17 protein-coding genes are annotated in these 23,323 nt (G+C 61.7%); 9 read left to right on the top strand and 8 right to left on the bottom strand.

All coding sequences use genetic code 11. The features are described from left to right. Positions 1-105 precede the first annotated feature (105 nt). Entirely contained in the window at positions 106-435 is a 330-nt protein-coding gene (locus tag B5F40_RS00665; protein WP_162610830.1) for a helix-turn-helix domain-containing protein, read from the bottom strand. Between the two features lie 108 nt (positions 436-543). On the opposite strand from B5F40_RS00665, the gene B5F40_RS00660 reads away from it, so the two are divergent. From B5F40_RS00660 to B5F40_RS00645, 4 genes are read left to right on the top strand one after another with little or no spacing between them, the layout of a single operon-like run. Next, positions 544-777, top strand: coding sequence for a hypothetical protein (locus B5F40_RS00660; RefSeq protein WP_140396362.1), 234 nt, complete (start codon positions 544-546; stop codon positions 775-777). Next, the gene (locus B5F40_RS00655; protein ID WP_087192447.1) at positions 767-1,402 is read left to right on the top strand and encodes a hypothetical protein; all 636 of its coding nucleotides are present in this window, start codon (positions 767-769) and stop codon (positions 1,400-1,402) included. Before B5F40_RS00660 ends, B5F40_RS00655 begins: the two co-directional genes overlap by 11 nt. A gap of 24 nt (positions 1,403-1,426) precedes the next feature. After that, the gene (locus B5F40_RS00650; protein WP_204217281.1) at positions 1,427-1,870 is read left to right on the top strand and encodes a TM2 domain-containing protein; all 444 of its coding nucleotides are present in this window, start codon (positions 1,427-1,429) and stop codon (positions 1,868-1,870) included. Positions 1,871-1,890: 20 nt separating this feature from the next. After that, a complete protein-coding gene (locus B5F40_RS00645; protein ID WP_087192446.1) occupies positions 1,891-3,516 on the top strand; it encodes a zinc ribbon domain-containing protein in 1,626 nt (541 codons plus the stop codon). Between the two features lie 367 nt (positions 3,517-3,883). Here B5F40_RS00645 and B5F40_RS00640 read toward each other — a convergent pair whose 3' ends face one another. After that, positions 3,884-4,732 carry an AbiJ-NTD4 domain-containing protein gene (locus tag B5F40_RS00640; RefSeq protein WP_140396361.1) on the bottom strand — a complete coding sequence of 283 codons (849 nt, stop codon included), beginning with the start codon at positions 4,730-4,732 and terminating at the stop codon, positions 3,884-3,886. Between the two features lie 426 nt (positions 4,733-5,158). Here B5F40_RS00640 and B5F40_RS16890 point away from each other — a divergent pair, with 426 nt between their 5' ends. Both B5F40_RS16890 and B5F40_RS00630 read left to right on the top strand, forming a co-directional pair. Further along, a complete protein-coding gene (locus tag B5F40_RS16890; protein WP_087192444.1) occupies positions 5,159-5,380 on the top strand; it encodes a DUF2188 domain-containing protein in 222 nt (73 codons plus the stop codon). A gap of 12 nt (positions 5,381-5,392) precedes the next feature. Further along, positions 5,393-5,683, top strand: coding sequence for a hypothetical protein (locus tag B5F40_RS00630; RefSeq protein WP_087192443.1), 291 nt, complete (start codon positions 5,393-5,395; stop codon positions 5,681-5,683). Positions 5,684-6,335: 652 nt separating this feature from the next. On the opposite strand, the gene B5F40_RS00625 is transcribed toward B5F40_RS00630, so the two are convergent. From B5F40_RS00625 to B5F40_RS00615, 3 genes are all read right to left on the bottom strand, one after another. Continuing rightward, positions 6,336-6,605, bottom strand: coding sequence for an ACT domain-containing protein (locus tag B5F40_RS00625; RefSeq protein ID WP_087192442.1), 270 nt, complete (start codon positions 6,603-6,605; stop codon positions 6,336-6,338). Between the two features lie 425 nt (positions 6,606-7,030). After that, positions 7,031-7,600 carry a GTP cyclohydrolase I FolE gene (gene folE, locus B5F40_RS00620; RefSeq protein WP_087192441.1) on the bottom strand — a complete coding sequence of 190 codons (570 nt, stop codon included), beginning with the start codon at positions 7,598-7,600 and terminating at the stop codon, positions 7,031-7,033. A 268-nt stretch (positions 7,601-7,868) separates the two neighbouring features. Next, complete coding sequence (locus B5F40_RS00615) at positions 7,869-12,980, bottom strand: BspA family leucine-rich repeat surface protein (RefSeq protein WP_162610829.1); 5,112 nt, start codon at positions 12,978-12,980, stop codon at positions 7,869-7,871. A 474-nt stretch (positions 12,981-13,454) separates the two neighbouring features. On the opposite strand from B5F40_RS00615, the gene B5F40_RS00610 reads away from it, so the two are divergent. Then, on the top strand, positions 13,455-14,993 hold the full coding sequence (locus tag B5F40_RS00610; protein ID WP_087192439.1) for a helix-turn-helix transcriptional regulator: 1,539 nt from the start codon (positions 13,455-13,457) through the stop codon (positions 14,991-14,993). Between the two features lie 187 nt (positions 14,994-15,180). Continuing rightward, positions 15,181-16,830 (top strand): FAD-dependent oxidoreductase, encoded by a 1,650-nt coding sequence (locus tag B5F40_RS00605; protein ID WP_157941087.1) that lies wholly within the window; start codon positions 15,181-15,183, stop codon positions 16,828-16,830. Positions 16,831-17,116: 286 nt separating this feature from the next. Here B5F40_RS00605 and B5F40_RS00600 read toward each other — a convergent pair whose 3' ends face one another. The 3 genes from B5F40_RS00600 to B5F40_RS00590 all read right to left on the bottom strand — a co-directional run bounded on the left by B5F40_RS00600 (position 17,117) and on the right by B5F40_RS00590 (position 21,340). Then, on the bottom strand, positions 17,117-17,974 hold the full coding sequence (locus B5F40_RS00600; protein WP_087192437.1) for an exodeoxyribonuclease III: 858 nt from the start codon (positions 17,972-17,974) through the stop codon (positions 17,117-17,119). Positions 17,975-18,649: 675 nt separating this feature from the next. Beyond that, positions 18,650-19,120: a 23S rRNA (pseudouridine(1915)-N(3))-methyltransferase RlmH gene (rlmH, locus tag B5F40_RS00595; protein ID WP_087192551.1), complete on the bottom strand. Its 471-nt coding sequence runs from the start codon at positions 19,118-19,120 to the stop codon at positions 18,650-18,652. A gap of 426 nt (positions 19,121-19,546) precedes the next feature. Then, positions 19,547-21,340, bottom strand: a complete 1,794-nt coding sequence (locus tag B5F40_RS00590) for an FAD-binding protein (protein WP_087192436.1) — start codon at positions 21,338-21,340, stop codon at positions 19,547-19,549. A gap of 443 nt (positions 21,341-21,783) precedes the next feature. Here B5F40_RS00590 and B5F40_RS00585 point away from each other — a divergent pair, with 443 nt between their 5' ends. Beyond that, positions 21,784-23,265, top strand: a complete 1,482-nt coding sequence (locus B5F40_RS00585) for a helix-turn-helix transcriptional regulator (protein ID WP_087192435.1) — start codon at positions 21,784-21,786, stop codon at positions 23,263-23,265. The last annotated feature ends 58 nt before the right edge of the window (positions 23,266-23,323 follow it).

Raw genomic sequence — 23,323 nt, 5'->3', positions numbered from 1 at the left:
CATTAGTAGCGCCGACCTAAAATGCGGGCATTTCGGTAGGCGCTAGTGGCAGCAACAGGGTGTCGGGCATCGCTTATGGCGACGCCCGACGAGAGCCTGGCAATGCTACTTGCGCCTCGCCTCTTCGCGTAGGCATCGGATGAACGCCAAGACCGCGCGTGCCTCGTTCTCGTCCAGCTCCTCCACCAAGGCGAGCAAGCGCCTCTGGTCGTCGGTCAGCGCCTCTTCCGTGCGCATGGGGCCGTCGCCGCCGCGAAGCCACTCTCGACGGATGCCGTGTACCTGCTCGACAAGCACGTACACGCGCTCGGTGCCATCGACCCTCCCGTTCACGATGCGCGACAGGTAGCCTCGGTCAAGGCCGATGCTCTCGGCTAGCTCGCGCTGAGTCAATCCCAACGCCTTTAGCATTTCTCGCCAGCGGTTCTCTTCCACGTGCGCTCCTTCCACTCGGTTAACCATAAGGCAGTCAGTGCCTTCCGGCAACGACCGAATTGCATGGTTGCGTACTTTTTTCATTGACGATATGCCTAGGAGCAATTTATGATTGGCTTAATGGCAATTTTTAGCAATCGAGGGAAAATGAGCGACGTGCGAGAAGAGCTGAAGAAGGAAGTCTGCGGCATCGAGGACGCAGCTGCGCTCGGCAAAGTCGAGGCGTTCGTTCTAGGCATGAAAGCCGAGAAGGCAATCGCCGAACGGGCCGACCGCGAGGAGCTGAAGCCACCCTCTTCGCCATCCAGCCCCGAGAAGAAGAGGAAGACCCATGCGGATTAAAGCACTCGCCCTACTCTTGGCCGTGCTGTCCGCCTTCGCCTTGACGGGCTGCGCACCGCAGAACGCGCCGACGCAGGAAGAGCAAGCGGAACCTGCCCAGAAATCCCTAGAGAAGACCTTAGACGAAGTGGGCAGGGAGCACTACAACACCCCCTGCCCCGTGTCAGGCAGCGTTGCGACCGTCACGTACTATAAGGGGAGCACCAGATGGCAGGCGCTCGACGGGAGCGTCCACAGCGGAGACGCCCTCGACGCGCCGGTGCTGCTCTCCGCGAGCGGCGCAAGCGGCCTCGACACAACCAATCCCAGCAATGTGATCAAGCGAATCGAATACGCCCTCTTCTTCAAGGACAAGAGCGGCGACTACATCGGGTTCGTCACCGACGCAGCCCAATCCGTCCCAGCATACGGCGAGGTCAGGGAGACATTGGTGGACGGGTTATCCTACTACATAAGCAACGGCACGCCGAGCAGATACGAGGCCTACGTCTACCACGTCGTTCTGCAAGACGGGTCTGAATGGGGCGCTGGCGACCTGTCGGAACTCGATGCAGAGACCCAATACCAAGTTGTTTTGCAGAAGGGCCATAAGATCGACGAGGGCAACGTTTCGGTTCTCGGATAGCAACGCAAAGCAGAGAGGAGCACCGTGTCCGACAACGACGAGAAAACGGCCACAAAGCCGAGCGCGGCAGACGGTCAGAAGACACGCCGCTGCGCCGCTTGCGGTGCCGCCCTGCGTTCGCAAGCCCGCTACTGCGCGGAGTGCGGCGCTCCCATTGAAGAGCCTCTTTCGAACAAGGGCGGCGAAACGAACGCGAAGCCTGCCGCGAAAGACAAGACGACGGCTGCAACCCTCGCCCTTTTGCTCGGCGGAGTGGGCGCGCACAAGCTCTATCTCGGCTACAAGACCGAAGGCCTCATCATGCTCGCCTTGACCGTCTACGGCGCGGCGGTGGGCTACCTCTGTGGCTTCGCCCTCATCAACATCTCAGTTGTGGGCGTGGCGCTGGTCGAGGCGGTCATCTACGCCACGGCGACCGCCGCGCAGTTCGAGGAGACATATATCGAAGGAAAGCGCCCGTGGCTCTGAGCGCGAAGGAAGGACATACCATGCATTGCATTCATTGCGAGGGAAGCGTCGCCGATGGAGACCGGTTCTGCCCGAACTGCGGGAAGCCGATGGAAGCCCCTGAGAACCGCCCTGCGGCCTTTCAGTCCATCGATACGCAGGAGGGGGCATCTGCCGACGCTGCGCCCGTAGGCGCGTTCACAGGCGGTCACAAGAAGAAGCGCGGCAAGCGGTTCAAGCTCGTCACAGCGGGCGTCGCGGCGTTAGTCGCCGTCATTATGGTCGGTGCACTCGCATGGGCTTTCGCGGCCGGCCCCTTGCAACCGGTGGAGGCTCGGGGCGAAGGGCAGCTGCCGAACGTTGCGCGAGCCATGACCATGTGGCAGGACGCCGACAAGGTGGAAGCGACGCTGGGCGTCTCGGACGACGAAGCACAGAGCTACGCCGCTGGCACCCTTCTGTACTATCCCGCCGACCTTCAAGGCTACGACGGCTGGGATTCGCTTTACATCGACACGACCGAAGGCCCTGCGAGCAGCAAGGGAGCGTTGGACGAGGTATGGGTGGGCTTCGGCGGCGGGCCGCAGGGCACCTTGGCAATCATTCAGGAGGACGGCAAGATCAAGATGTACTCCGGCCCGGCCTACGGCGGCACCTACGGAACCGGGCCGGGCGCTGAGAACCCGTACACGTACGTCGGAGACTTGGGAGACGCCCCTTCCAATATGCAGAGCTGGGAGACACCCACCCTCGACGGCCCGACCATCGCTGGTTTGGAAAGCGCGCTCTTACAGACGGGCAACAAAGCGTCCTATGTCAGGGAGTTCTCCTCGGACGACGCGCGCGCCCTGCTCGAAAGCCTTGGATTCCCAGCGGACGGGCTGACCGAGGATTCCTCCCTGTACTGCCGCCACTCCCTCAACACCTCCATCGTCGAAGCCGTCAGCGAACTCGCGGGCGGCGATTCTTCGAGCGGCGAGCCGATGACGTACGGCTACCGGTGGCGCGGCAAGGCCGAGATAGGCGGTCGGACGATCTACCTCGCCGTCGATGCCAGCAGCAGCGCCACGGTGTCTCTGTCATCCAACATGTCGGGCAACGGCTTCTACATCCCCGCGCAGTACCTCCTGACGCCCTATGCTCCAAGCGTCGTCGCGCGGTGCACCTTCGACGAGGCGAGCTACAGGGCATGGTGCGAGGTTGAGGAGGGCCTGGAGCAGAGCAGCCAACCCTTCAAGACCGACGCGGAGCTGAGCGTCGAGCAGAGCGACGGCAAGGCGGAAGTCGGCATTGCAGACGGCGAGCGGGACAAGGAGAGCATCGGGGCGGACGAGGCCGCACCTGCCGAAGCCTTCGTCGGGAAGTGGCGCATCGACGGCGGGGGCTACATCCTCGAAGTGGGAGAGCCTGCCCAGTCCGACGGCACCAACGCGGGGCAGTCCCAGTGCAGGATGGTGAGGGAGAAGGATGCTACGATTTACGAAGGGATATGGGGCTACAACCCCGAGGGCTTCGAGTTTCAGGGCCAGACGTACCACTGTCTTGTCCAGATGCATGACAGAGACGGGGAGGTCAAGCTGTACCTGAGCGTATCGAAAGACCGCAAAGCGATGTCGATCATTCGGGAGAGCGACGGGGCGTTCGCCACGTGGTATGCAGTCGAGTGAGCCAAGGGACATGCGCCGCTGCCCTCGATTAAATAATCGACTACCGCAACACCGATGACTGCACCGAAAAAAGGACATGCGAGAGGCACAGGAGGAGGTATGCTTTACACGGCGGGAGCCGATGGCGCAAGAGGTCGAGGAGGACGCACGATGGACGCAGCAAAATGGGTAAGGTTCAAACGGTACACTCACAACTGCCGTCTGGCCCGTGGAGCGTCGAAAGACCCCTCAATGACCGAGAAGCAATGCGAGCGCCTGCGCGCGGCCTATGCAAGGCACCGCGCGGGCGAGATGACCAGAGAGGAGTTCGAGGCATGGTGCTCAGGCTTCTGGGCTGACAAAAATAGGGTTAGAACGCCACGTTAAATTAGCCGCACGAGTCTGATGCGACAAGAAGATTGACGAACGCCGCACAAGAAACAACCATATACTTTGCAGTGGCGAAATCAATGCATGCATCTGCACCTGAGAGAGCATGTCTAATCCCGTCTTCGTCGCTTGTATATCCGTACATTTTTGACCACGCGCTTTTGAGCGCCGGATGAAGGTGGCCTTGACTTTCGAGAGCGTTCAACGCCTTTCCCAAAGTTGCACCAGCATCCCCCGTGATGACGCATGCAGCACTCTCGACTGCGGAGATCGCCTCTTTCACCGCGTTGCGCAGATCGGGTTCAGGTCGTTGAGCAAGCTTCTCCAATGCCGAACAAATATGAGTACGCGCACCCGAAAAACCATCCCCAATGACAAGGCTCTCCTCAAGCACCCGCAGTTCGCACTCATCCGAGATGGGAACCACCTCTTTGCCCACAATCCTATACCCCGACATTTCTTTCTCAAGAGCATAATTCAGGGCTTCAGCAAGAAGGCTGGAATCGTAATCATCCAGCACGTATTCAATTAAGTCATAAACCCTGTGCCACGGTGATTCCATTACATATTCCTTCAAATCGTCCAAGAAATACGTTCGGACACTGGGCCATTCGTCCATGGGATTCTTCCAATAGTTCGCCCATACGCCAATGGCAGTATTGCTTGCATCTGCATATCCATAGCGGCCAGACGCTTCTAGGGGTATATACGGCAACGCGCCTTCCCATGTAGAATTGAAAAAGCCGTATAGGCAGTTGAATAGTGCGGTTCTGAGGTCTTTATCCATGCCATCAAGCTGGAGAATGCTGCGCGGCTCAATAATACCCATACGTTCCGAAAAGCTCACGACAATGCCCCCGTATCAAACGACCTCAACTTCCTCTTCGGCATTATAGCAAGGACAAAACTACATCAAGATTCGCTTTGATTCATCTGCAATAATCACGCACCTAGTATTGTGGCATCAGACCGTACGACCTAGGCGAACGCGCAGCTCGCCAACCCGCGAAGCAGCGCTTTTGATCATGCAGATTATGTGGTTAAAAAGGACATAAACACTCAGCTAATCTCAGTTTTCCACAACAATGCCGACTATAAAAAATACAGAACGCATGTTTTATCTAGAGAAATGTCGAGTCTGTATAGTTTTCCACCATTTCCACAATATACTGTAGTTGAAAACTACTAATACAACTACATATTGACTACAAAAATGGAGCACTCTATACTGCTCGCCATCAGCAAGCATTCATAGCAGAAACGGAGTACTAATATGAGCAACCAACATGTAACACCGCGTCCCGATGGACAGTGGCAAGTAAAAGGTGCGGGCAACAAGCGAGCTACCGTGGTAACCAGCACCCAAGGAGAAGCCATCGAGATCGCAACCGGGATAGCCAAGAACCAAGAATCGGAAATGTTCATCCACGGAAAAGACGGTAGGATTCGAGAACGAAATTCTTACGGCAACGACCCTTATCCCCCTCGGGGTTAGTGAGGAACCACCATGGGACTATCTGGAATCGATGACTTCAGCAATCTACTTGACGACCTCGACAGGAAGGCGCGCGAACTCGACGGTAAGCACGAGGTGCCTATCGAAGAAATACTGACACCGGACTTCGTATCTTCATACTCAAAATACGCGTCCATTGATAGTTTTTTTGAAGCAGGTGGATTTAACTTTGAGTCGCAGGAAGAATTCGAACATGTTCCGGATGAAGAGCTAGACGCTCACGTGCAGGCCACAACAAAGTTTGGAAGCTGGGACGAAATGTTGACTGAGGCCGGAGAGTAGTACGCTCTTAGACAGCTCGGCTTTTAGCCTCCAGCTCTTGATGAAAACACCCACTAGCTGTCGTATTTCTGTCATGGGATAAAAATGGGAAAACAGCCGGTGCTAACCATGTCAATATATGCCACCTATTCACATTATGATCAGCAGTGATTTCCGCCTGTTCCTACGCATTCCTAACCACCGGATACACTCGTAATGCGTAGGTCAGCGGTTCGAATCCGCTCGTTGGCTCCAGAAATGACAAGGCCAGAGGATCGCCCCTCTGGCCTTTTTGGCTGTTCCTCGCTCCGCGGAAAACCGTCGGCTCCTTTCCGAAAGTCGTCGACGGTTTCTCAACGCGCTCGGAACACGAAGCGCGGCAGGCAAAAGGGCCTTTTGCGAAAGCCCGGCATGAGGATACGCGAAGCTTCGCCCCCGCCAGGACGAGGCTTTGCGGAATGGCATCATGCTCGCGGACGCACGACAGCCCGCCCCGGCCCCCTCCGCCCAACGCACCTCGACAAATGCAAGAACGGAAAGGGAGGCCCTGCCATCCGCCAAAGATGCCGTCCGAAGAAAGCTCCGCCCCTCCTCGACCGCCTAAGAAGCCGCAAACGCTACATAGCAAGGGTCGGCCCGCCACACCCCCATCAGTCTGGCGGACGATGACATGCTAGATCTTGTGCATCATCTGGAACACGTCCTCGCGCTGGATGATGATCTGCACGCCTAAGCCCTCGCCCACGCGCTCAAGGCGCTCTTGCACGGAGTTGAAGCCGGCCGCTTCGGGATCAAGCGTCGTAAGCATTGTCATGGAGAAGATGTCGTCGAGAATGGTCTGGCTGATGTCATCGATGTTCGCACCGCACTCGGCAAGCGCCGTGGCGACGGCGGCCACGATGCCGCTGCGATCCTTGCCCAAAACGGAAACCACGCACTTCATGTTAGTCCTTTCGATCCTGCGCGGACGCGCTCACGTAGCGTTAACGTACATAGTACCTCATCACGAACGAATGTTTCACGTGAAACATTCAAAAGACGGGAAGGAGCTCTCGAAAGCCCAGGGTGCGCAGCTCTGAGCCCGATTGGCACGAACCTGAGCAACGGCGCTCCGGGAACAAAAGCCCTCCCTTCCCCGGCGAGCCCGCGTCGAGAGGACACCCCTCACATGGCGCAGACGAGTGCTCTGAACCCGGCCCCCTCCCTCGGGTTCCGGGGCGACCGGCTTTTCAGGCGCCTCTCCACATGGCGCAGACGAGGGCTCTGCACCTCTTCCGAACACGCTAGGGAAACCGCGTCGCACAGGTCCTCGGCACCCGGCATCCCGCCAATCGCTCATCACCCCACGCCGCAGCCGTCCCGCACGCCTCAGTCACGCCGGGCGAAGATGAGCGACAGCGCTTCGGCGCGCGTCGTCTGGTTGCGCTCGAGCGCGCCGCGCACGGCGCTGGTGGTGGTGCGGGTTCCGGGCTTCTTCACGCCGCGCATGCTCATGCACAAGTGCTCGGCCTCCAAAACCACGATCACGCCCCGCGGATGCAGCTGTTCCATCAGGGTGTCGGCGATCTGCGAGGTCAAGCGCTCCTGCACCTGCGGCCGCTTCGCAAAGGCGTCCACAAGGCGCGCGAGCTTCGACAGCCCGCAGATGCGCCCGTCTGCCGCCGGGACGTACGCCACATGCGCCACGCCGAAGAACGGCACGAGATGGTGTTCGCACATGGAGTAGAACGGGATGTCGCGCACGAGCACCATCTCCTCGTGATGCTCGTCAAACGTCGTCTCGAAGTGCTCGGCGGGGTCTTCCGCAAGGCCCGCGAACACCTCTTCGTACATCTTCGCCACGCGCTCGGGCGTCTTGAGCAGCCCTTCCCTATCAGGGTCCTCGCCCACGCCTTCCAAGATGAGGCGCACGCCCGCTTCGATCTTCGTTCTGTCCATGACCGTCCTTCTATCGCAACACAACGCCCGGCATCATACCACGGCGCTCGCGTGCGCACCGCGTCGCGCCCCGCAGCCCCATGCAGCCTCCAACCCCACGCATGTCCCGCGAGGCCTCCGGCCTCCCACGCATCTCGCGCAGAGCTGCACGCCCCCGCGCAAACCCCATTCCGGCCCGTCTCTGCAAAAAACGCGTTGACCCGCCAGCGCGGCGGGTCAACGCGAGAGCATCATCGGTGCGCGACGGACAGGCCGCCTTGCGCCCCTTCTACTTACGCCCGCCTTGACGGCGTAGAGCCAAGGCGAGAACGACCAGGGCGGCAAGAGCCGCGCCACCAAGCGCAAGCGGAACGATCGGCGAGGCATCGCCCGTCCTCACCAACTCCTGCGCTTCAGAGGGCTGCCCCTCGCCGGCCTCGGTTCCAGGAGTAGGACCGGGCTCAGGCTCAGGCTCAGGCGCCGGATCGGGACCGGGACCGGGCGCCGGTGCAGCGTACGCCGACGCCTCTATACGAATATCGCCCGTCACAGCAGCGATGGACACCGCTCCCGTTTCCGCGTTGTACACTTCGTTCGTCACGTCGACTCCACCCATGGTCACCTTGACAGACCCGATGCGGTATCCATCAACGGGCGAAAGCACCGTGTCGTAAGGCTGGTCGTGCGCGATCTCGACCGCCGTATTCGATGAAACGACATGATCGAGCCCGCTCAGATCGACGGGATAGGAGACGGCCTTCCATACAGCGTACAGCGTCACCGTGGAGCCCTCTGCCACAACGACTTCCCCCCGTGCCGCGTCGGCTGAAAACACCACTTCGCCGTCGGGTGCCGTCGCCCACCCTTGGAACGCATAGCCTTCACGAGAGAATTCGTTGCTCGGCAAGGCCTCGGTCGAACACACCTCAACCCCCTCGAGCGCGTCCATCGTGCCCACGCCGCCGTTCGCATCGAAGGAGATGGAGCCCGTATCGGGGGACCACGAACCCTCGAAGGCTACGGACACCGACAACCCATCCCTCGCAAGATCGACGAACTGGGCGGTGTCGAGCAAACCGGAGGAAACATCGACGGCATAGGTCGACCCGCCGTGCGAAAACTCCCACACGCCGTCGCGATTCTGTCCGCGAACCTCCTGACCGTCAACGACCAGCACAGGCTCCCAACCGCCGAAGGTGTGCCCTTCGACACGCGTTCCGGGGGCAAGGCCGGATATGGTGCCCGTCCGACCGACAACCACCTGCGCGTCTTCGGGAAGCGCAGGAGCAGCGTCGGGAACGTGGTTCGCCGCGCAACCGGGTACATATCCGTGACGCACACCAACCCTCGGTGCCGCCTCCTCGTCGATGGACCACGTGCCAGTCAGGATTACGTCGCGTCCGGGCATCGTGAACGAATCGCCTTCGATGACAACGTCTTCGCCGTCGCCCGTCCAGCCGTCAAAAGCGTACCATGCGTACGTCGTCGTCGGAGAAGGCAGATCCACCACATCGACCACATTCGCAACTTGCGCCGAAGGCACGGACGCATCGGGCGGGACCTCGCCCTCGTAGCGATACTCAACCCGATAGGACCCGCTCGGAGGCGTGCCGCCCTCGTTCCACCAGAAGCGCAGCGTGTTCGAGACGGCAGAAGCGCCGGGATCGGCAGCCTCGTACGCTGTTACGTCCCAAAGCTTATAGCCACCCTGCATAGCGACATCTTCCAGCTGCACGCTGAAGCCAACTTCCACCTCGGTGCCAGCGTACATGCCCCGCACCGTGGCGCGCAGCGTCGGCAAGCCGGTCTGCGAGTCCGTTTCGACGCGGGCATCCTCGACGAAGTCGCCGCCGATGAACCCGGTATCAACCGGATCGCCGCTTTCGTCTGCGGAAGCGTATCGCCAGTCGCCCACAACCACGGTCGTGTTCTCGGGATTTTGCACCATGCCCTCGGGCAAAGGGACGCTCAATTCAACGTCGCCCGAGCGGGCACCCGTGTCACCCGCATAACCGATGGTGGCGCGCAGCCCGACAACGGCGCCGGGGGCCGTCGGATCGGGATGAACCACCATCGAAGAGCTGTTCGCCGAGGCGTCTGCCAACGCGCCATCAGCATCCTGCACGGAAACGACATCCGTAGGCAGCATGACTTCGGAATCCTCAACGGCCGCGCGCGCCTCGAGGTCAAGCGCACCCGCTTCCGTCTGAGAGCGGTCAATCGCAGTCACAGCGTCATTGGAAGCGAAATCCGGCTGGTCAAGGGCCAGCGGAGCAACGCCCTGCTCGGCAATAACCTGTGAGGTGGCAGCCGATTCCAAAGCCTGCTTGATGGCCGATCCAATCTGGTCGTTGGACACAGTCAAGCTCAAGTTCTGAGCTACGCTCTGATCCATGCCGGAAAACAGGTCGGACAGCACGGTCGCATCCATACCCGACCAGCCGCTGAAATCGGCAGACTTCAAAGCCGTGGCCGGACCGAACAAGCCAGTCGCCTTGGTCAAGTTCGGCATGTCCGCATTCACGAGGGAGAACGTCTCAAGCGTTCCAGAGGGATACCATAGCATGTTGTACAGGCTGGTGACCCCCGAAAGCCCTGTCCAGCCAGAAAAGTCGGACATTGTGGTGCCGCTGTTGCTGAAGAGACTCCCCAGATCCTGCTCACTGCCTCCAAGATCCCAGTTGTTCGCCGACAGAATGATTTTTCTGGGAGTGTCGCAGTCGTAATCGTTCGAGAACGGGAAGGTGATGGGATAGCGACTTTCTGACCACAGCCCGGGATAGTCTTTGCCGACATCCGGAGCGTCGGGAGCGAACGTCCAGTTGTCGCAGTTGATGGTCACCGTGGTTCCGAGATCATTGATATCGCCGGTCACGCCCCACATGCCAAGCCATGGCGAGATATGGCCGGTCGTCCCAGGTTCTCCAAAGTAGAACTTGTTGTTGAGAATCCATCCGGGCATGTTCAGGGTTTGGAGCCTCTTGCATCCTTCGAACGCCAGATACCACCAGATATCCGTGTAACCGGTATCCCAGTTCGCCATATCAACGCTGGTCAGCAGTTCTTGCCCAGCCGCAAAGCCGTTCAGATCAAGCGATGTCTCGGTCGTCCAGTCGGCAAGATCGAGCTTCGTAAGCGAGCAACCCTCCCCTTCGTAATCGTAACGGCTTTGGTAGGCGAACGCGTAGCCGAGCTCAGTAAGCTGGGGCACATTCCAGTTCCGTGCCGTAATGGCAGAGACGCCCGACGAATCGAACAGATGATTAGCCGTCGTCACTACCGCTGGGGTGTCGCCGGCAAACCAATGCGACAAATCGATGCTGCCTTCGAGGGAGTTGGTCGCGTGAAACACCTGCGTGATATCCGTGCAGTTCGGCAGCCACCAACCCTCGACGCCCACAGCATGCTGCAACTTGGTCGCCTTGTTGAAGAAGTACGCGACGTTCGTCACGTTCTGAGTTGCATCGCCCCACGACACATCCACACTCGTCAGCGCATCGCAACCCCAGAACATCTGGGCCATCATCGTCACGTTCCTCACATCCCACGACGAAAGGTCCAAGCTCGTCAAGGCATCGCAATCGACGAACATGCCGATCAGGTACCTCGCACGGCTCATATCGAGGGACTCAAGACCTTTGATCTCTTTGAGGTTTGCGCAGGCGCGGAACCAATAGCTCAAGTCGGAACCACCGGCAGGATTCAGCGTGAACGCGCCGTTGAAATTGACGACTTCAAGGTTGTCCTGCCATGTCGAAGGCTCGGTGATCGACGATTGCGTAGGGTTGCTGAACAAAAAGCGCGCGTCGACCGGAGCGCACACGCCGCCAGGGCCGGCCACCGTCATATCGTAACCGTCGCCACCCGAGCGCTTGGTAAGGTACGCAACGACCTTGTCCGACGCGGCCTCGCCCACCCAGCGAGCGTACACGGCGTTCTCCACGCCGATGAGGTCGACACGGCGCGCATCCTCGCCGTTGGGGCTCGCAGTGTAGCCCACCTCGGCGTCTGCAAACGTCACCGTCTTGACGGAATGCCCAACTTTCTGACCTTCGACCATCACATTCGAGAAATCGAGGACGCTGTAGCCAAGTTCGTTATAAGCGCTCTCCATAAGATGATTGCCGTTTGTTGCCGGCTCGACATCGGCCACCTCAAGCTCCACCTTAGCCTGACCCCACGCGGGCCTGAGCACGATGTCTTCGGAAGGCATGGACGCAACCTCGCCCGCGCTGTAACGCTGAATGCTTCCGTCTGCCAACGTGGCCGTCCATCCGCCGAAGGCCATCCCTTCCTTGAAGATACCGCTCGCATCGGCAATGGCAACGGGGCTGCCAGGAATGGCCGACAAGGAATCGGGCGTTTCTCCTTGCGCCCCAGCAAGATCATAGGAAATCGTGCGAGCCATGCGGCTCAGCCGGACGGCCGGCGTCGCCACGGATGAGGGCTCTACGACCTGCTCATCGAACATCCCCCTGCAAAAACCGACGATGTCCGATTCCGCATCCTCTTTCGCTCCAAGCGACCCTGCGGCAAAAGCCTCATACTCTCCCTCATTCGACGGGTCCAAGTTCACACGCACGGTCACCCATGCGTTGCGTACGCAGTCGGTCGTGAAGGTGAAGCCCTTGCCGTCTCCGTCGATGGCAGCGCTCACCGGTTCGTAATCCGAGCTCAGCATTTCGGTCGCCGAACAGTCCTTCCAACCGACCGCGACGCTTTCGATGCCCGTCACAAACTCTTGCGCCGCCGTGCTTATGGCAATGTGGAGCTGAACGTCGTTGAAGTGATCGTGCGCAGCATCATCGGCCGCTTCGCCCATCTCGACGGAAAGGACGTGCGGCGACGCATTTGCCCACGCAGCTTTCTGCTGCTCGCCATCAGTGGGCGTGTACGCCGTCGCATATTGGGACAGCAAGTCGCTTGGCGTGTGAGCCACTTGGAAGGTCATCAGCGCATCGCCCGCCTCCATGCAAGAGGAAAGCGCCGCAAGACTTTGAGAGAAATCGCTCTCTTGCTGCCCGAACGCGCTACCAGGCACCCACATCACCACGACAGGCTGACCAGGACGGTCTTTCCGCGCCTGTTCGACAGCGTTTTTCGTAGCATCCAGGGCCTTGGATTCGTTCGCTTTTCCAGGCTGCACCTTGATGGACGAGGCGGCCAGCACCTCCTCGTAGGAGGTGAATGTCTCGCTCTCTTCCACCTCGGAGCCATACGAAATGATTCTTGCCGTGCTTCCGGGCGCGTCCGCGAACAAATCGCGCGCCATCGAACCGGTGTAGCTGTTCAGCGCCGTGGAAAGAACCTCACGCGCATCACCATCTCCGGCCTCGGACGCGTCAACGAGAAAAAGGTAGCTTTTTGGAGTGTATTCGCTCTGATCGAGCGTGAACGTCACATCGGCCTGAGAGCGGTCGTCCCCCTGATATTCGACCTTGGCTGTGACATGAGGAGAAGAAGGGTCTACCGAGAACGCCTGGGTGCTTTTAGTCCCGGCCCCCCCCCGTCGCATCTTTGCCGGTGTTGGCAGCGCCCACAGCGAACGCCGGCATGGGAAGCATGCCGAGAGCCAGCACCGAGCTCAAAAGCACTGCACCAATGCGCCGCGTTAAGTGCCTCGGCGCGCTCCGCGTGGCCTGCGAAGCGTTCAATATGGCCATATGACTCCCTTCTCTCGTTTCGCCGCATAGAATGCGGCAACCAAAACACATATAGAACTACGATATAGTATGCCACACTCTCGACCACAATTAAGAGCCCCCCCCCCATGGCATTTTCACGAAAACAACACGAGGGAAACCGTTCGACACCGCTTTGCACGCTGCGCAACGACTCAGGAGTATAATCGTGGTTCGAGCGTGAGGGGAGCCGCATGACGGACATACGCCAGAGCATCGCCGCGCGATATTGCTCTCGTGGCGGTATACGCTACATCGGGCTGGGGTTTTACTGGGCCTGGCTGTTCATCGCCTTCTACACGTCTGTCCTGCTGCCAACCTCCTCGTCGGCCAGCGAATCCATGAGCGGCATTTGGAACTGGGCCGCGTGGGCGCACGCCGTCACGCTCATCGCATGCGCCCTGCTCGCACGCCGACTTCAGCCGTATGCGCTGCGCCGATGCTCTATTGCCTTGGCATCCGTCGGCACGTGCGTAGGCACCTTGCTCATTCCCCTCGGCTCGGTCTTGGAGCCTATCTCATCTGCCGCGATGGCATGCGCTGCGAGCGGAGCCCTCATAACCGGGGCGACGACCGCATGGCTCGTCCTCTCATGGGGCGTGCTCTACAGCAGACGAGGGGCAAGGTTCTCCCTCTTTGGCATCATCGCCTCGTACCTGCTGGGCATAGTCCTGTACTTCCTCGTGCAACTCATGTCGGAAAGCATCGCCATCGCAACGACCGCGCTCTTGCCCGCCTGCTCGGGAATGCTCTTGCGCGCAGCAAGCGCCATCGCCCCTGCCACGACAGACCATGACGCAGAAAGCGAGGCGGGGAGCCCGTCTGCGAGCGAGCCGGACTGCGCCAAGGCGCCCTTCGCCCCACGCGTGATCCTGCCCTTGGCCGCAGTGCTTCTGTACGCGCTGTGCGGCGAAGTTCTGCGGGGGTTCGCAACCGCTCCAGGAGGACGAGCGACCCTCGACGGAATGGGGAGCCTCTATCTGCTCGGCAGCGCCGCAGGGCTTGTCGTTATGGGCGGCATCATCGCCCTCATACCAAGCTTCACGCACAGAAGACCCTCCGAGATGCCGGGAATACGGGCGACCTTGCTCATCATGGCGGCGGGCTTTCTGGCAACTACGCTGACCAGCGCTTCGTTTTTCTTCGCTTACGCCGTGTTCGGCGCGGCGTTTCAGTGTTTTCGCGCGCTTGTCTGGATGTACAGCGCAGACGTGACCGAGCGCACGGGGGCGATGGCTTTCAGCGTGTTCGGGGCGACGCAAGGGTGCGCGGCCTTGGCCGTGGTTCTCGGCGTGCCGATAGCCGAATCGCTCAGCCAAGCCGTTTCGCTCGGAGCGGCACAATGGTCGACCATCGCCTCCATCGGCCTGTTCCTCATCTTCTCCTCTGCCGTGATCGTCATCAGTCCGAAAAGCCTCGAGACGGTCTGGGGCCTCATGCCCAAAGAAGCGGCCCCGGACGGGCCGCGCCGTGACCCCTGCTCTCAACCCGCGCCCAACGGGGAGGGTTCCGACTGCTCCTTCCTGCTGAGCACGTACGGCCTCACCGCACGGGAGTGCGAAGTCGCATTGCTTTTGGCGAAGGGCCGCAGCCTGCCCTTCATCCAAGAAGAGCTCCATATCGCTCAGGGAACGGCCCAAACCCACCTTTCCCACATCTACCGAAAGCTTGGCGTCCACTCGCGTCAAGAATTTCTCGATGTGATTGAGGCCCATAGAAATACCAGTTCATAAGCTTGATCGCACGATGTCGTATGCTTCATACGATGTCTTTTCCCTCGAGAAATCACACACTTCATCGGACGCGCCGCGCCCGGTCTTCCCGCATGATGGCCTCAGGCGAGACGGTTCGCCCATACAGCAGACGGCCCGCGCGGCATCCCGACAATGCTGCCGAGGCCAATCCGAGGAAGGGGACGCCATGAGGAAAAAGCAAACGTACACACGCCGGACGTTCGTCGGACTGGGAGGCGTCGCCGCCGCGGTCGCCGCAGGGTCTTTGGCAGGATGCGCGGCATCGCCGAACACGTCAAGCTCAACCGACGAAGCGAGCGCATCCGCGCAGAGCGGCAACGGCGATTACAAGGCGGCGCCCGCGCCCATCTCCGACGACGAGGTCGTCGAAACCCTTGAGGCCGACATCGTCGTGATCGGGGGCGGCATATCCGGCGCGGTCGCTGCAGCGACCGCGGTCGAAGCGGGAAAGAACGTGGTCGTGTTCCAGAAAGCCGCGACCGCGCTCTCCCACGGGTCGGGTGCGGCCGCGTGGAACTCGAAGGCGCAACAAGAGGTCGGAGCCGATTTCGATCCATGGGAAGCCGTCACGGAATGGACCCGCCAAGGAGAGAACCGCGCCGATCTCAACCTGATCAAAGCATGGATATACAACAGCGGGCCGACCATGGATTGGGCGACTGCGCTCACGAACGACGTCGAGGGCGTCGGGCCGGTCAACATGATCTACCTAGCCGACATGGAATATCCCGACCAGCACAACCGCTGCTACCCGACCGTCCACATGTGGACCGGGGAAATGCAAGCGCTCGCCCAGTGGCTACTCGACTACGCCGAGCAGAACGGCGCCGACATCCGATACCGCACCCCAGCCGTGCAGCTGGCACGCGACGAAGGCTCCGACGGTCGCGTGAGCACCGTGTTCGCACAGGGGGAGGAAGGGTACCTCAAGGCGATCGCAGCCGATGGGATTATCCTCGCCGCCGGAGACTACGGCAACAATCCCGATATGCGCGCCGAATACCTACCACATGCAGAAGGCCTGAAGTCGGCGTACACCCAACCCGACATCAACACAGGAGACGGCCAGCTCATGGGCATATGGGTGGGAGGATCCATGCAGCCGTCCCCCCATTGCTCCAACATCCACTACGACCCGCCCATCGACGTTCCCGACATCGGGGGCTCAGGCATACCCTGGCTTTTCGTGAACAAGAACGGAAAACGTTTCTGCAACGAGGACATGCAGTACGGCCAGCTGTACGCCCAGGATATGAACCAGCCCGATCACCTGCATTTCCAGGTGTTCGACGACAACTTCCGAACCGATTGGGAAGACATGGGCTCCGGCATGATGAAGAAAGAGCCGCCCGTCGACATCGTCGCCAGCATCGAGGCGGGTGTGGAGAACGGCGACGTGTACGTGAGAGACACCATCGAAGAGCTTGCTCAAACCATGGGGGTTCCCTCCGACGCTTTGGCCGAGACGGTCGAACGCTACAACCAACTGTGCGACGCGGGGTACGATGACGATTACGGCAAGCAAGCCGGCCGCCTGAAGGCAGTCCGAAAAGCTCCGTTCTACGCCGTCGCCCGCAAACCCGGCGTGCTGTGCACCCTGAACGGCATCGTCACCGATGCGGAATGCCGCGCACTCGACGCCGAACGCAACGTCATCGACGGCCTGTTCGCTGTCGGCAACTGCCAGGGAAACTTCTTCGGAGGGCTTGAGCACCAGATGGTCATCCCCGGCATGAGCCTTGGGCGCGCCATGACCACCGGACGCATTGCGGCCCTGGTCGCCACTGGGCAACATCCGGCTTCCGGACGTCTTTGATGACGCTTGCGGTGCCCGCGTCCGCTCATGCGCGGGCACCGCGATGCTGAACATCGGGAGGCCTCGCTGGAAGCGCTTCCCGCACCGCAAGCGGCTTTCGCGCCGTCCGCAGACCGACACCCGCAGACGAGCCCCGGCTTTCCGATCCGCAGGGCAGACGCATCCGACGCTCAGAAACGTTGAGAAGCGGATGATGACGGAGGTACAACGATCCTTCCGAACGAGAGCTTCGCACGCATCCCGCATCCCCACGCGGCCGCCAACCCCGCGCGCCGCTCCGTCCTCGTTACAGCGACAACTCCAACCCTACGGGGCAGTGGTCGCTGCCGTAGACCTCGTCGTAGATGCAGGCGCTTTCGATGCGGGGCGCCAGCTCGCTGCTCACGAGGAAGTAGTCGATGCGCCATCCCGCGTTGTTCTTGCGCGCGTTGAACCGGTAGCTCCACCACGAGTACGCGCCGGTCACCTCTGGGTGCAGATGACGGAACGTGTCGGTGAAGCCGGCGGCCAAAAGATCGGTGAACTTTCCGCGCTCCTCGTCCGAGAAGCCAGCGTTGCCGCGATTGGGGCCGGGGTTCTTCAGATCGATCTCCTGGTGCGCCACGTTGAAGTCGCCGCACATGACAACCGGCTTCGGGTCGGCCGTCTCGCCCGGCTCGGTGCGCGGCAGCTCGGACATGCTCACATGCCCCTCGCCCGGAGCCGGACGCTCCACCGGCACGCTCGCGGGCAGCACGCCCTCTTCGAGCCCCTTGCAGAAGTCGCGAAAGGCGTCGTCCCATTCCATGCGATGGTCGATGCGCGCCAGCTCGTTCTGCGCGTTCGGCGTGTACACGTCCACGAACCAGAAGCCGGGGAACTCAAGCGCCACGATGCGCCCCTCGGTGTCCAAGTGATCGCTGCCCAAGCCGTGCAGCACCTGCAGCGGCTGCTCTTTGCAGAACACGGCTGTGCCCGAATAGCCCTTCCTTTCGGCATAGCTCCAATACTCGCGGTACTGCGGCAGGTCGAGCGTGGCCTGGCCCTCTTGCAGCTTCGTTTCCTGCAGCGCCACGATGTCGGCGTCGAAGTCGCACACGATGTCCTCGAAGCCCTTCTTGAGCACGGCGCGCAGGCCGTTGACGTTCCACGAGATGAAGCGCATAGGTTCCTCCTTCGCCGCCTTGCTGCGGCCTTCGGTTCTCGGTGTGTTGCGCTCAGTATAGCGAAAACGAGGGCGCGAGGGCGGCAGGCGACGGACAGCGGGCGACGCCCCGCGCGAGCGATTCCGGGATGAGGTCCGGAGGGCGGCGGCGGGTGACGGACGCACGGAGGTGCTTAGAGCTGCGGAGCGCCGGGACGACTCACGCACGCATGCCAGGAGGAAGGACGCTCGCAGACGGCAGCGGAAAGCCGCGGCAAGCGATGGCGGCGGGGCGCGTCCGAACAGGGACCTTTTGGCTGTCACCAACACGCCTCGGCCGGCTTCTGCAACAAAACGAGCCGATTTTGGCCACGAAACCGCGTTCTGGCACAGAATTGCGTCTTTTCCAGCTCGCAAAGCACCTTGCACGCAACAAAAGCCCAGGTCGGCTATTTCGACAATGGCTCAGAACGGCTCGGGTCGTGCCAGAGCGCGGTTTCGTGGCCAAAAATGACAGATTTCGCCGCACGAACTCAGAACCGCCGCAATCGACGCAGCCCAATCGACATCCCGAGGCGCGCCTCCGCACGGGGCCGCCCTCCTCGCCCCGCCCCTCGGGAAAGCAAACGCAAACAGAGCGCGTCGCCCAGGCGCAGAGACTGCGGACGAACAAGCCGAAGAAGCAAAGCGACGACATCACTTGTGGTAAGGCTCGCCTCGGGAGATCTTCTGAGCGCGGTACAGCTGCTCGAGCAGCACGACGCGGGCGAGATTATGCGGCAGCGTGAGCGGGCCGAACGACAGCGTCTCGTCCGCGCGGGCGCGCACGGCGTCGCTCACGCCGTCGGAGCCGCCTATGACGAATACGAGATCGCTCGCACCGTCAAGCGCAAGCGCATCGATGCGCCGCGAAAGGCTTTCGCTCGAACGCTGCTTCCCATCGATGGCCAGCAGCACCACATGGGCCGAGGGAGCGATCGCCGCGAGGATGGCCGTCCCTTCGCGCTCGCGCGCCGCCGCCACGCCTCCTGCGCGACCAGGGTCGACGTCGGCGACCTCCCGCACGGCCGTCTTCGCGTAGGGTTGCAGTCGTTTGAGGTACTCGGCGCACGCGTCCGTCCAGAACCGCTCTTTGAGCTTCCCCGCCGCCACTATGGTGAACTTCACGCGCGCCTCGCTTCCTCTCGCTTCGCCTTCGCCCATGATACCAGGCGGGCGCGGATGCCCGATCATCGTTCGTGGAAGGGTTCCGAAGAGAGGGGAGGGAGGCGTCCGAAACGACCTGCGCGCTGCGTGCCCGCCCCGTGCGCCATGCGCCCGCAGGAGCCGATGCCGAAGGCGAGTGCCCTGCATCGCCCGTGGGCGCGCCCCGTGCGCCATGCGCCCGCAGGAGCCACGCACGCGCAAGCACCCGCGCCCGCGCGCCTCACCCCTACGCGAAAGCGCCCCGTTTGCGGGCGCGCCCGCAAACGTCCGCGCCCGCGCACCCCGCACCCGCCCCACGCGCCCCGCACCCGCGCACCCCGCGCCCGTGCGCACCCGCAAAACGCCCCGGGTGCGCCGCCTTCACAGCGCGCCCGGGGCAGCGGCTTCTTACGCGTTCGCCAAAAGCTTCACCACGTGCAGCGCTTCGGTCATCGTGCGGCCGCACGCCACGCCGTGCATCTGATCGGGATAGTTGCCGCTGAACAGCGACCCCGAGCAGTCGCCGACGCAGTACAGGCCTTCGATGGGCTCGAAGTCCGTGCCAAGCGCCTGGCAGTCGGCGTTGATGCGCACGCCGTCGATGGTGGTGAGCAGCGTGCCGCCCAACGTGGCACCGAAGAACGGCGGGGTGCGCAGTTCGGACAGGCGGTACGCCTCCTTGCCGAAATCGACGTCCTGCTGCATGTCGTACAGCTCGTTGTAGCGCTCGCAGGTGGCAAGGAACGTCTCCTTCGCCTCGGCATCGAAGCCCAGCTTGTCGGCCAACTCCTCGAGCGTGTCGGCCTTCTGCAGCCGACCGTCGGCCAGCTCCTTCTCAAAGTAGCCGTCCAGGTCGTAGCTGCCGTCCTCGTTCTTGAAGGCGAGGACGCCGTTGCGCGTGCCGGCAGAACATCCCAGCGTGTGGAAGCGCTGCACGTCGTCGCCGAAATTGCCGTCCCACACACTCACGTACACGCCACCGGGCTGCTGCGCGGCCGCATGCGGCAGATAGTCGTAGTCCGCAGACTCCAACGTGAAGCGCTCGCCGCGCAGGTTCACCTTGAGGAAGGGCTGCGTACCGGGGTTGAACTGGCCGTTTCCGGGCCATTGCGGGTTGCCGGCCTCGATGGACTCCTGCGTGTAGCCCGCCGTGGTGCCCGGTGCCACCAAGCCGCGGTCGAAGATCATCGTCGCGCTGGTGATGTCCTTCACAGCACCCGCCCACAGCGCCGCCTTGATGCCGTCGCCGGTGTTGTTCTGGTTGTAGCCGAGCGCCGTCACGGACGCAGTGGTGATGGGAAAGAGCGCCGAGAGCATGGCCGGATTCGCCGAATAACCGCCCGTGGCAAGCAGCACGCCCTTGCGCGCGTTGATCTGCGTGTAGCCTCCGTCGGTTTTGAAGATGGCCCCCGTCACGCGACCGGAATCGTCCGTGACAAGCTTCACCAGCTCGTGCTTGAAGGAGATTTCATAGCCGTTGTCGTTCATGACCTGCTCGAACAGCTTGTTGCGCTCGGGAATGCCGTCGCGGCCGCCCTGCTCGTCAACGTAGTGATGCTCGCCGCAGGGAGTGTAGAACTCGGTGGCTCCCATGCCGCCCGGCATCTCGAACTCGTCGGCGACGACCACGGCGCCGGCGGCGCTCATGTACTGGTCGACGTACTCGAACATGTCGTTGCTCTCGTTCATCCACATGTTGATGAGGTTGTGGTCGCACGTGCCGCTGGAATAGCGCGCCCACTCGCCATGCAGACGGGCACGATCGACGTAATACCCCTGGTCGGTGAAGGGCTTGGTGTCCACAGCGTTGAACCAGTGGCGCGTGGCGCCCACCTCGGTGCCCTTCTCGCACAGGATGAAGTCCATCCCCTGGTCGGACGCGTACGCGCCGGCGATCATGCCGCCGTTGCCCGCGCCCACGATGAGCAGGTCGGTGTCTTTTGTCTCAGTGATGTCGCCCTCGGCGATCTCCGGCGGCGAGCCCAGCCAGTCCACCGTGATGGCAGCGCTGCCGTCGTCCACGGCCACCACGCTGTTGTCGGCGACGCCCTGCGCGCCCGCCTCGGAAAGCTTGTCGGCCTCGGCCGAGCCCGCGGTCTTCGGCGCGCACCCGGCCAGCCCGAGCGCAGCGAGCGCACCCGCACCCGTCATACCTCCGATAAAGCTGCGGCGCGAAATGCTGCGCGTCTGCGTCCGTTCCATGAGAATCCTCCTCTTGTACGGCGCGCGAAGAGGTCGCGCGCGATTGTCGAACGGCCCGTCGCAACGCGCATCACAGCGCGCACCAGGCCGTTTCCCTCGACGTGCATCCTACGGGGCGCGCTCCGAGCTGACACCACCCCGCCCGGGCGTTTTGCGCAGAGCGAAGCGGTGGCCACATGCTCCCCCCGCAGGGGTGATTGCAATCGTTTTACCAGTTGGAACCGCAAAAACTAAGTTCGCTCGATTCCATTGTCGGAATACCCTACAATAAGAAGATGCGTGCAAAGGGCCAAAAGAGGGGCAACGCGACGCGGCAGACCAACCAGCGCGAAAAGCTGGCAAGAACGCGAGACCCGCACGTAGAGAGTCGACGAAATACCAGACGGCCAAACGAAATCGGCAAAACAACGAGCAGACGGACGGGGAGCGAGGAAACGAGAGCCATGGGCAAGGTCAGGCAACGGTTGGCCGACTTGCGGGAAGCGTTGTCGGTTGGCACGATGCTCTGCATCGGCACCTTCCTCCTCTCCGCCTGTGCCGGTTGGCTGCTGAACGGCAGCGTGTACGCACACGTGGCAGAGTACTGCGGCATCGCCCGCGAGGTGTCGACGCTGTTCTCCGCAGGGTTGTTCCTCGTGCTGTTCTTCGTGGCCTCGCGCAAGCCCGAAGCACTTGATCGACGCATCATGGCCGTTGTGTCTCTGGGGTCGCTTATAACGGCACTGCTCGTGCTGTCATTCGCTCTGAAATTGGAAGACGGGCCGTCCACGGTGCTGGGCTTTCTGTTTCTCAACATCGGCTCGGTATGGGCGGCCAGCTTGCTGGCGCTTGCCTTGGCCTCGCTGCCCTCTCCCCTGGCGATGACGTTGGCCGTGGTGTGCGGCATGCCCCTGGGCGAGGTGGCGGTGGCCTTGCTGCCCATGCCCTCATTCGAAGTGGGCTTGATCGCGATCACAGCATGCGACGCGCTGATGATCGCGCTTTTGTATCGAGGAAGCGCGCCCGCGCTCGATCGCCTAACCGGCAGCGCCTCGGCTGCCGACCTTGAGCTGGCAAACCCCGAATCGTTTCTGCGACCGACGCATGCGCTGTTCGTGTGCGCATTCGTGTTTAGCGTGGCGACGGGATACGAACTGACGCTCAACGAGGTGGCACACGCTCCCGTGTCGAGCGACCTCGTTTCAGTGGTGCTGGTGGGCGTGGCATTGTGGATGCTTCTCGGATCGCAAAACGACGACAAAGAGGATACGCTGTTCAGTTTTTCGGTGTTGCTGGTGATCGCCGGATTCCTGGTGGCTCCGTTTACGTTCGACTCGGGGCTACCCTCGGCAAACGCACTTCAGCGCATCGGAGTGGACAGTTTCAAGATGCTCACCTTGCTCGTCGTGCTGTCGGTCGGGCGGCGCAACGTGTTCGCCCTGCTGCCGACGTTCACACTCGTGCGTTGCATGATGGCCCTCGGAACCGACGTGGGCGCGGTGGCCGGGCACACCTCGAACGACCTTGCAAGTGCGAACGCCCAGGCCGCAGCCCTCATCGCAGCCATCTCCCTGTTCGCATTCATCGCGTTTCTGTGGATCGGGTTCCGCAAGTTCAGCTTCGCCGACACCATCCGCGGCGTGGCGAACGTGAACGCGGACGCGGGAGCGTCCGAGGCGAGGGATTCCTTTGCAGACTCAGGCGCAGGTGCGAGCGCAGAAGCCAGCATCGAGGAGCGGTGCGCCCAGCTGGGCGCGGAAGGCGGGTTGACCGAACGCGAGACGGAGATATTCGCCATGCTGGCGCGCGGACGCAACGGGCAGTACGTGATGGACCACTACGTCATCTCGCGCAACACCGTCAAAAGCCACGTCAAGCACATCTACGCCAAGCTGGGAGTTCATTCCCAACAAGAGCTCATCGACTTGGTGGAGCGCTACGAGTAGAGCCGGCAAACCTTCCGAAGCGCCGGCGGATCCTCACTCGACGGGCCGACCCGGCTTC

The sequence above is a fragment of the Gordonibacter sp. An230 genome (assembly GCF_002159915.1).
Classification (GTDB): Bacteria; Actinomycetota; Coriobacteriia; order Coriobacteriales; family Eggerthellaceae; genus Rubneribacter.
The sequence above is the reverse complement of the archived record's forward strand: the minus strand, read 5'-3'. Positions and strand labels throughout refer to the sequence as shown.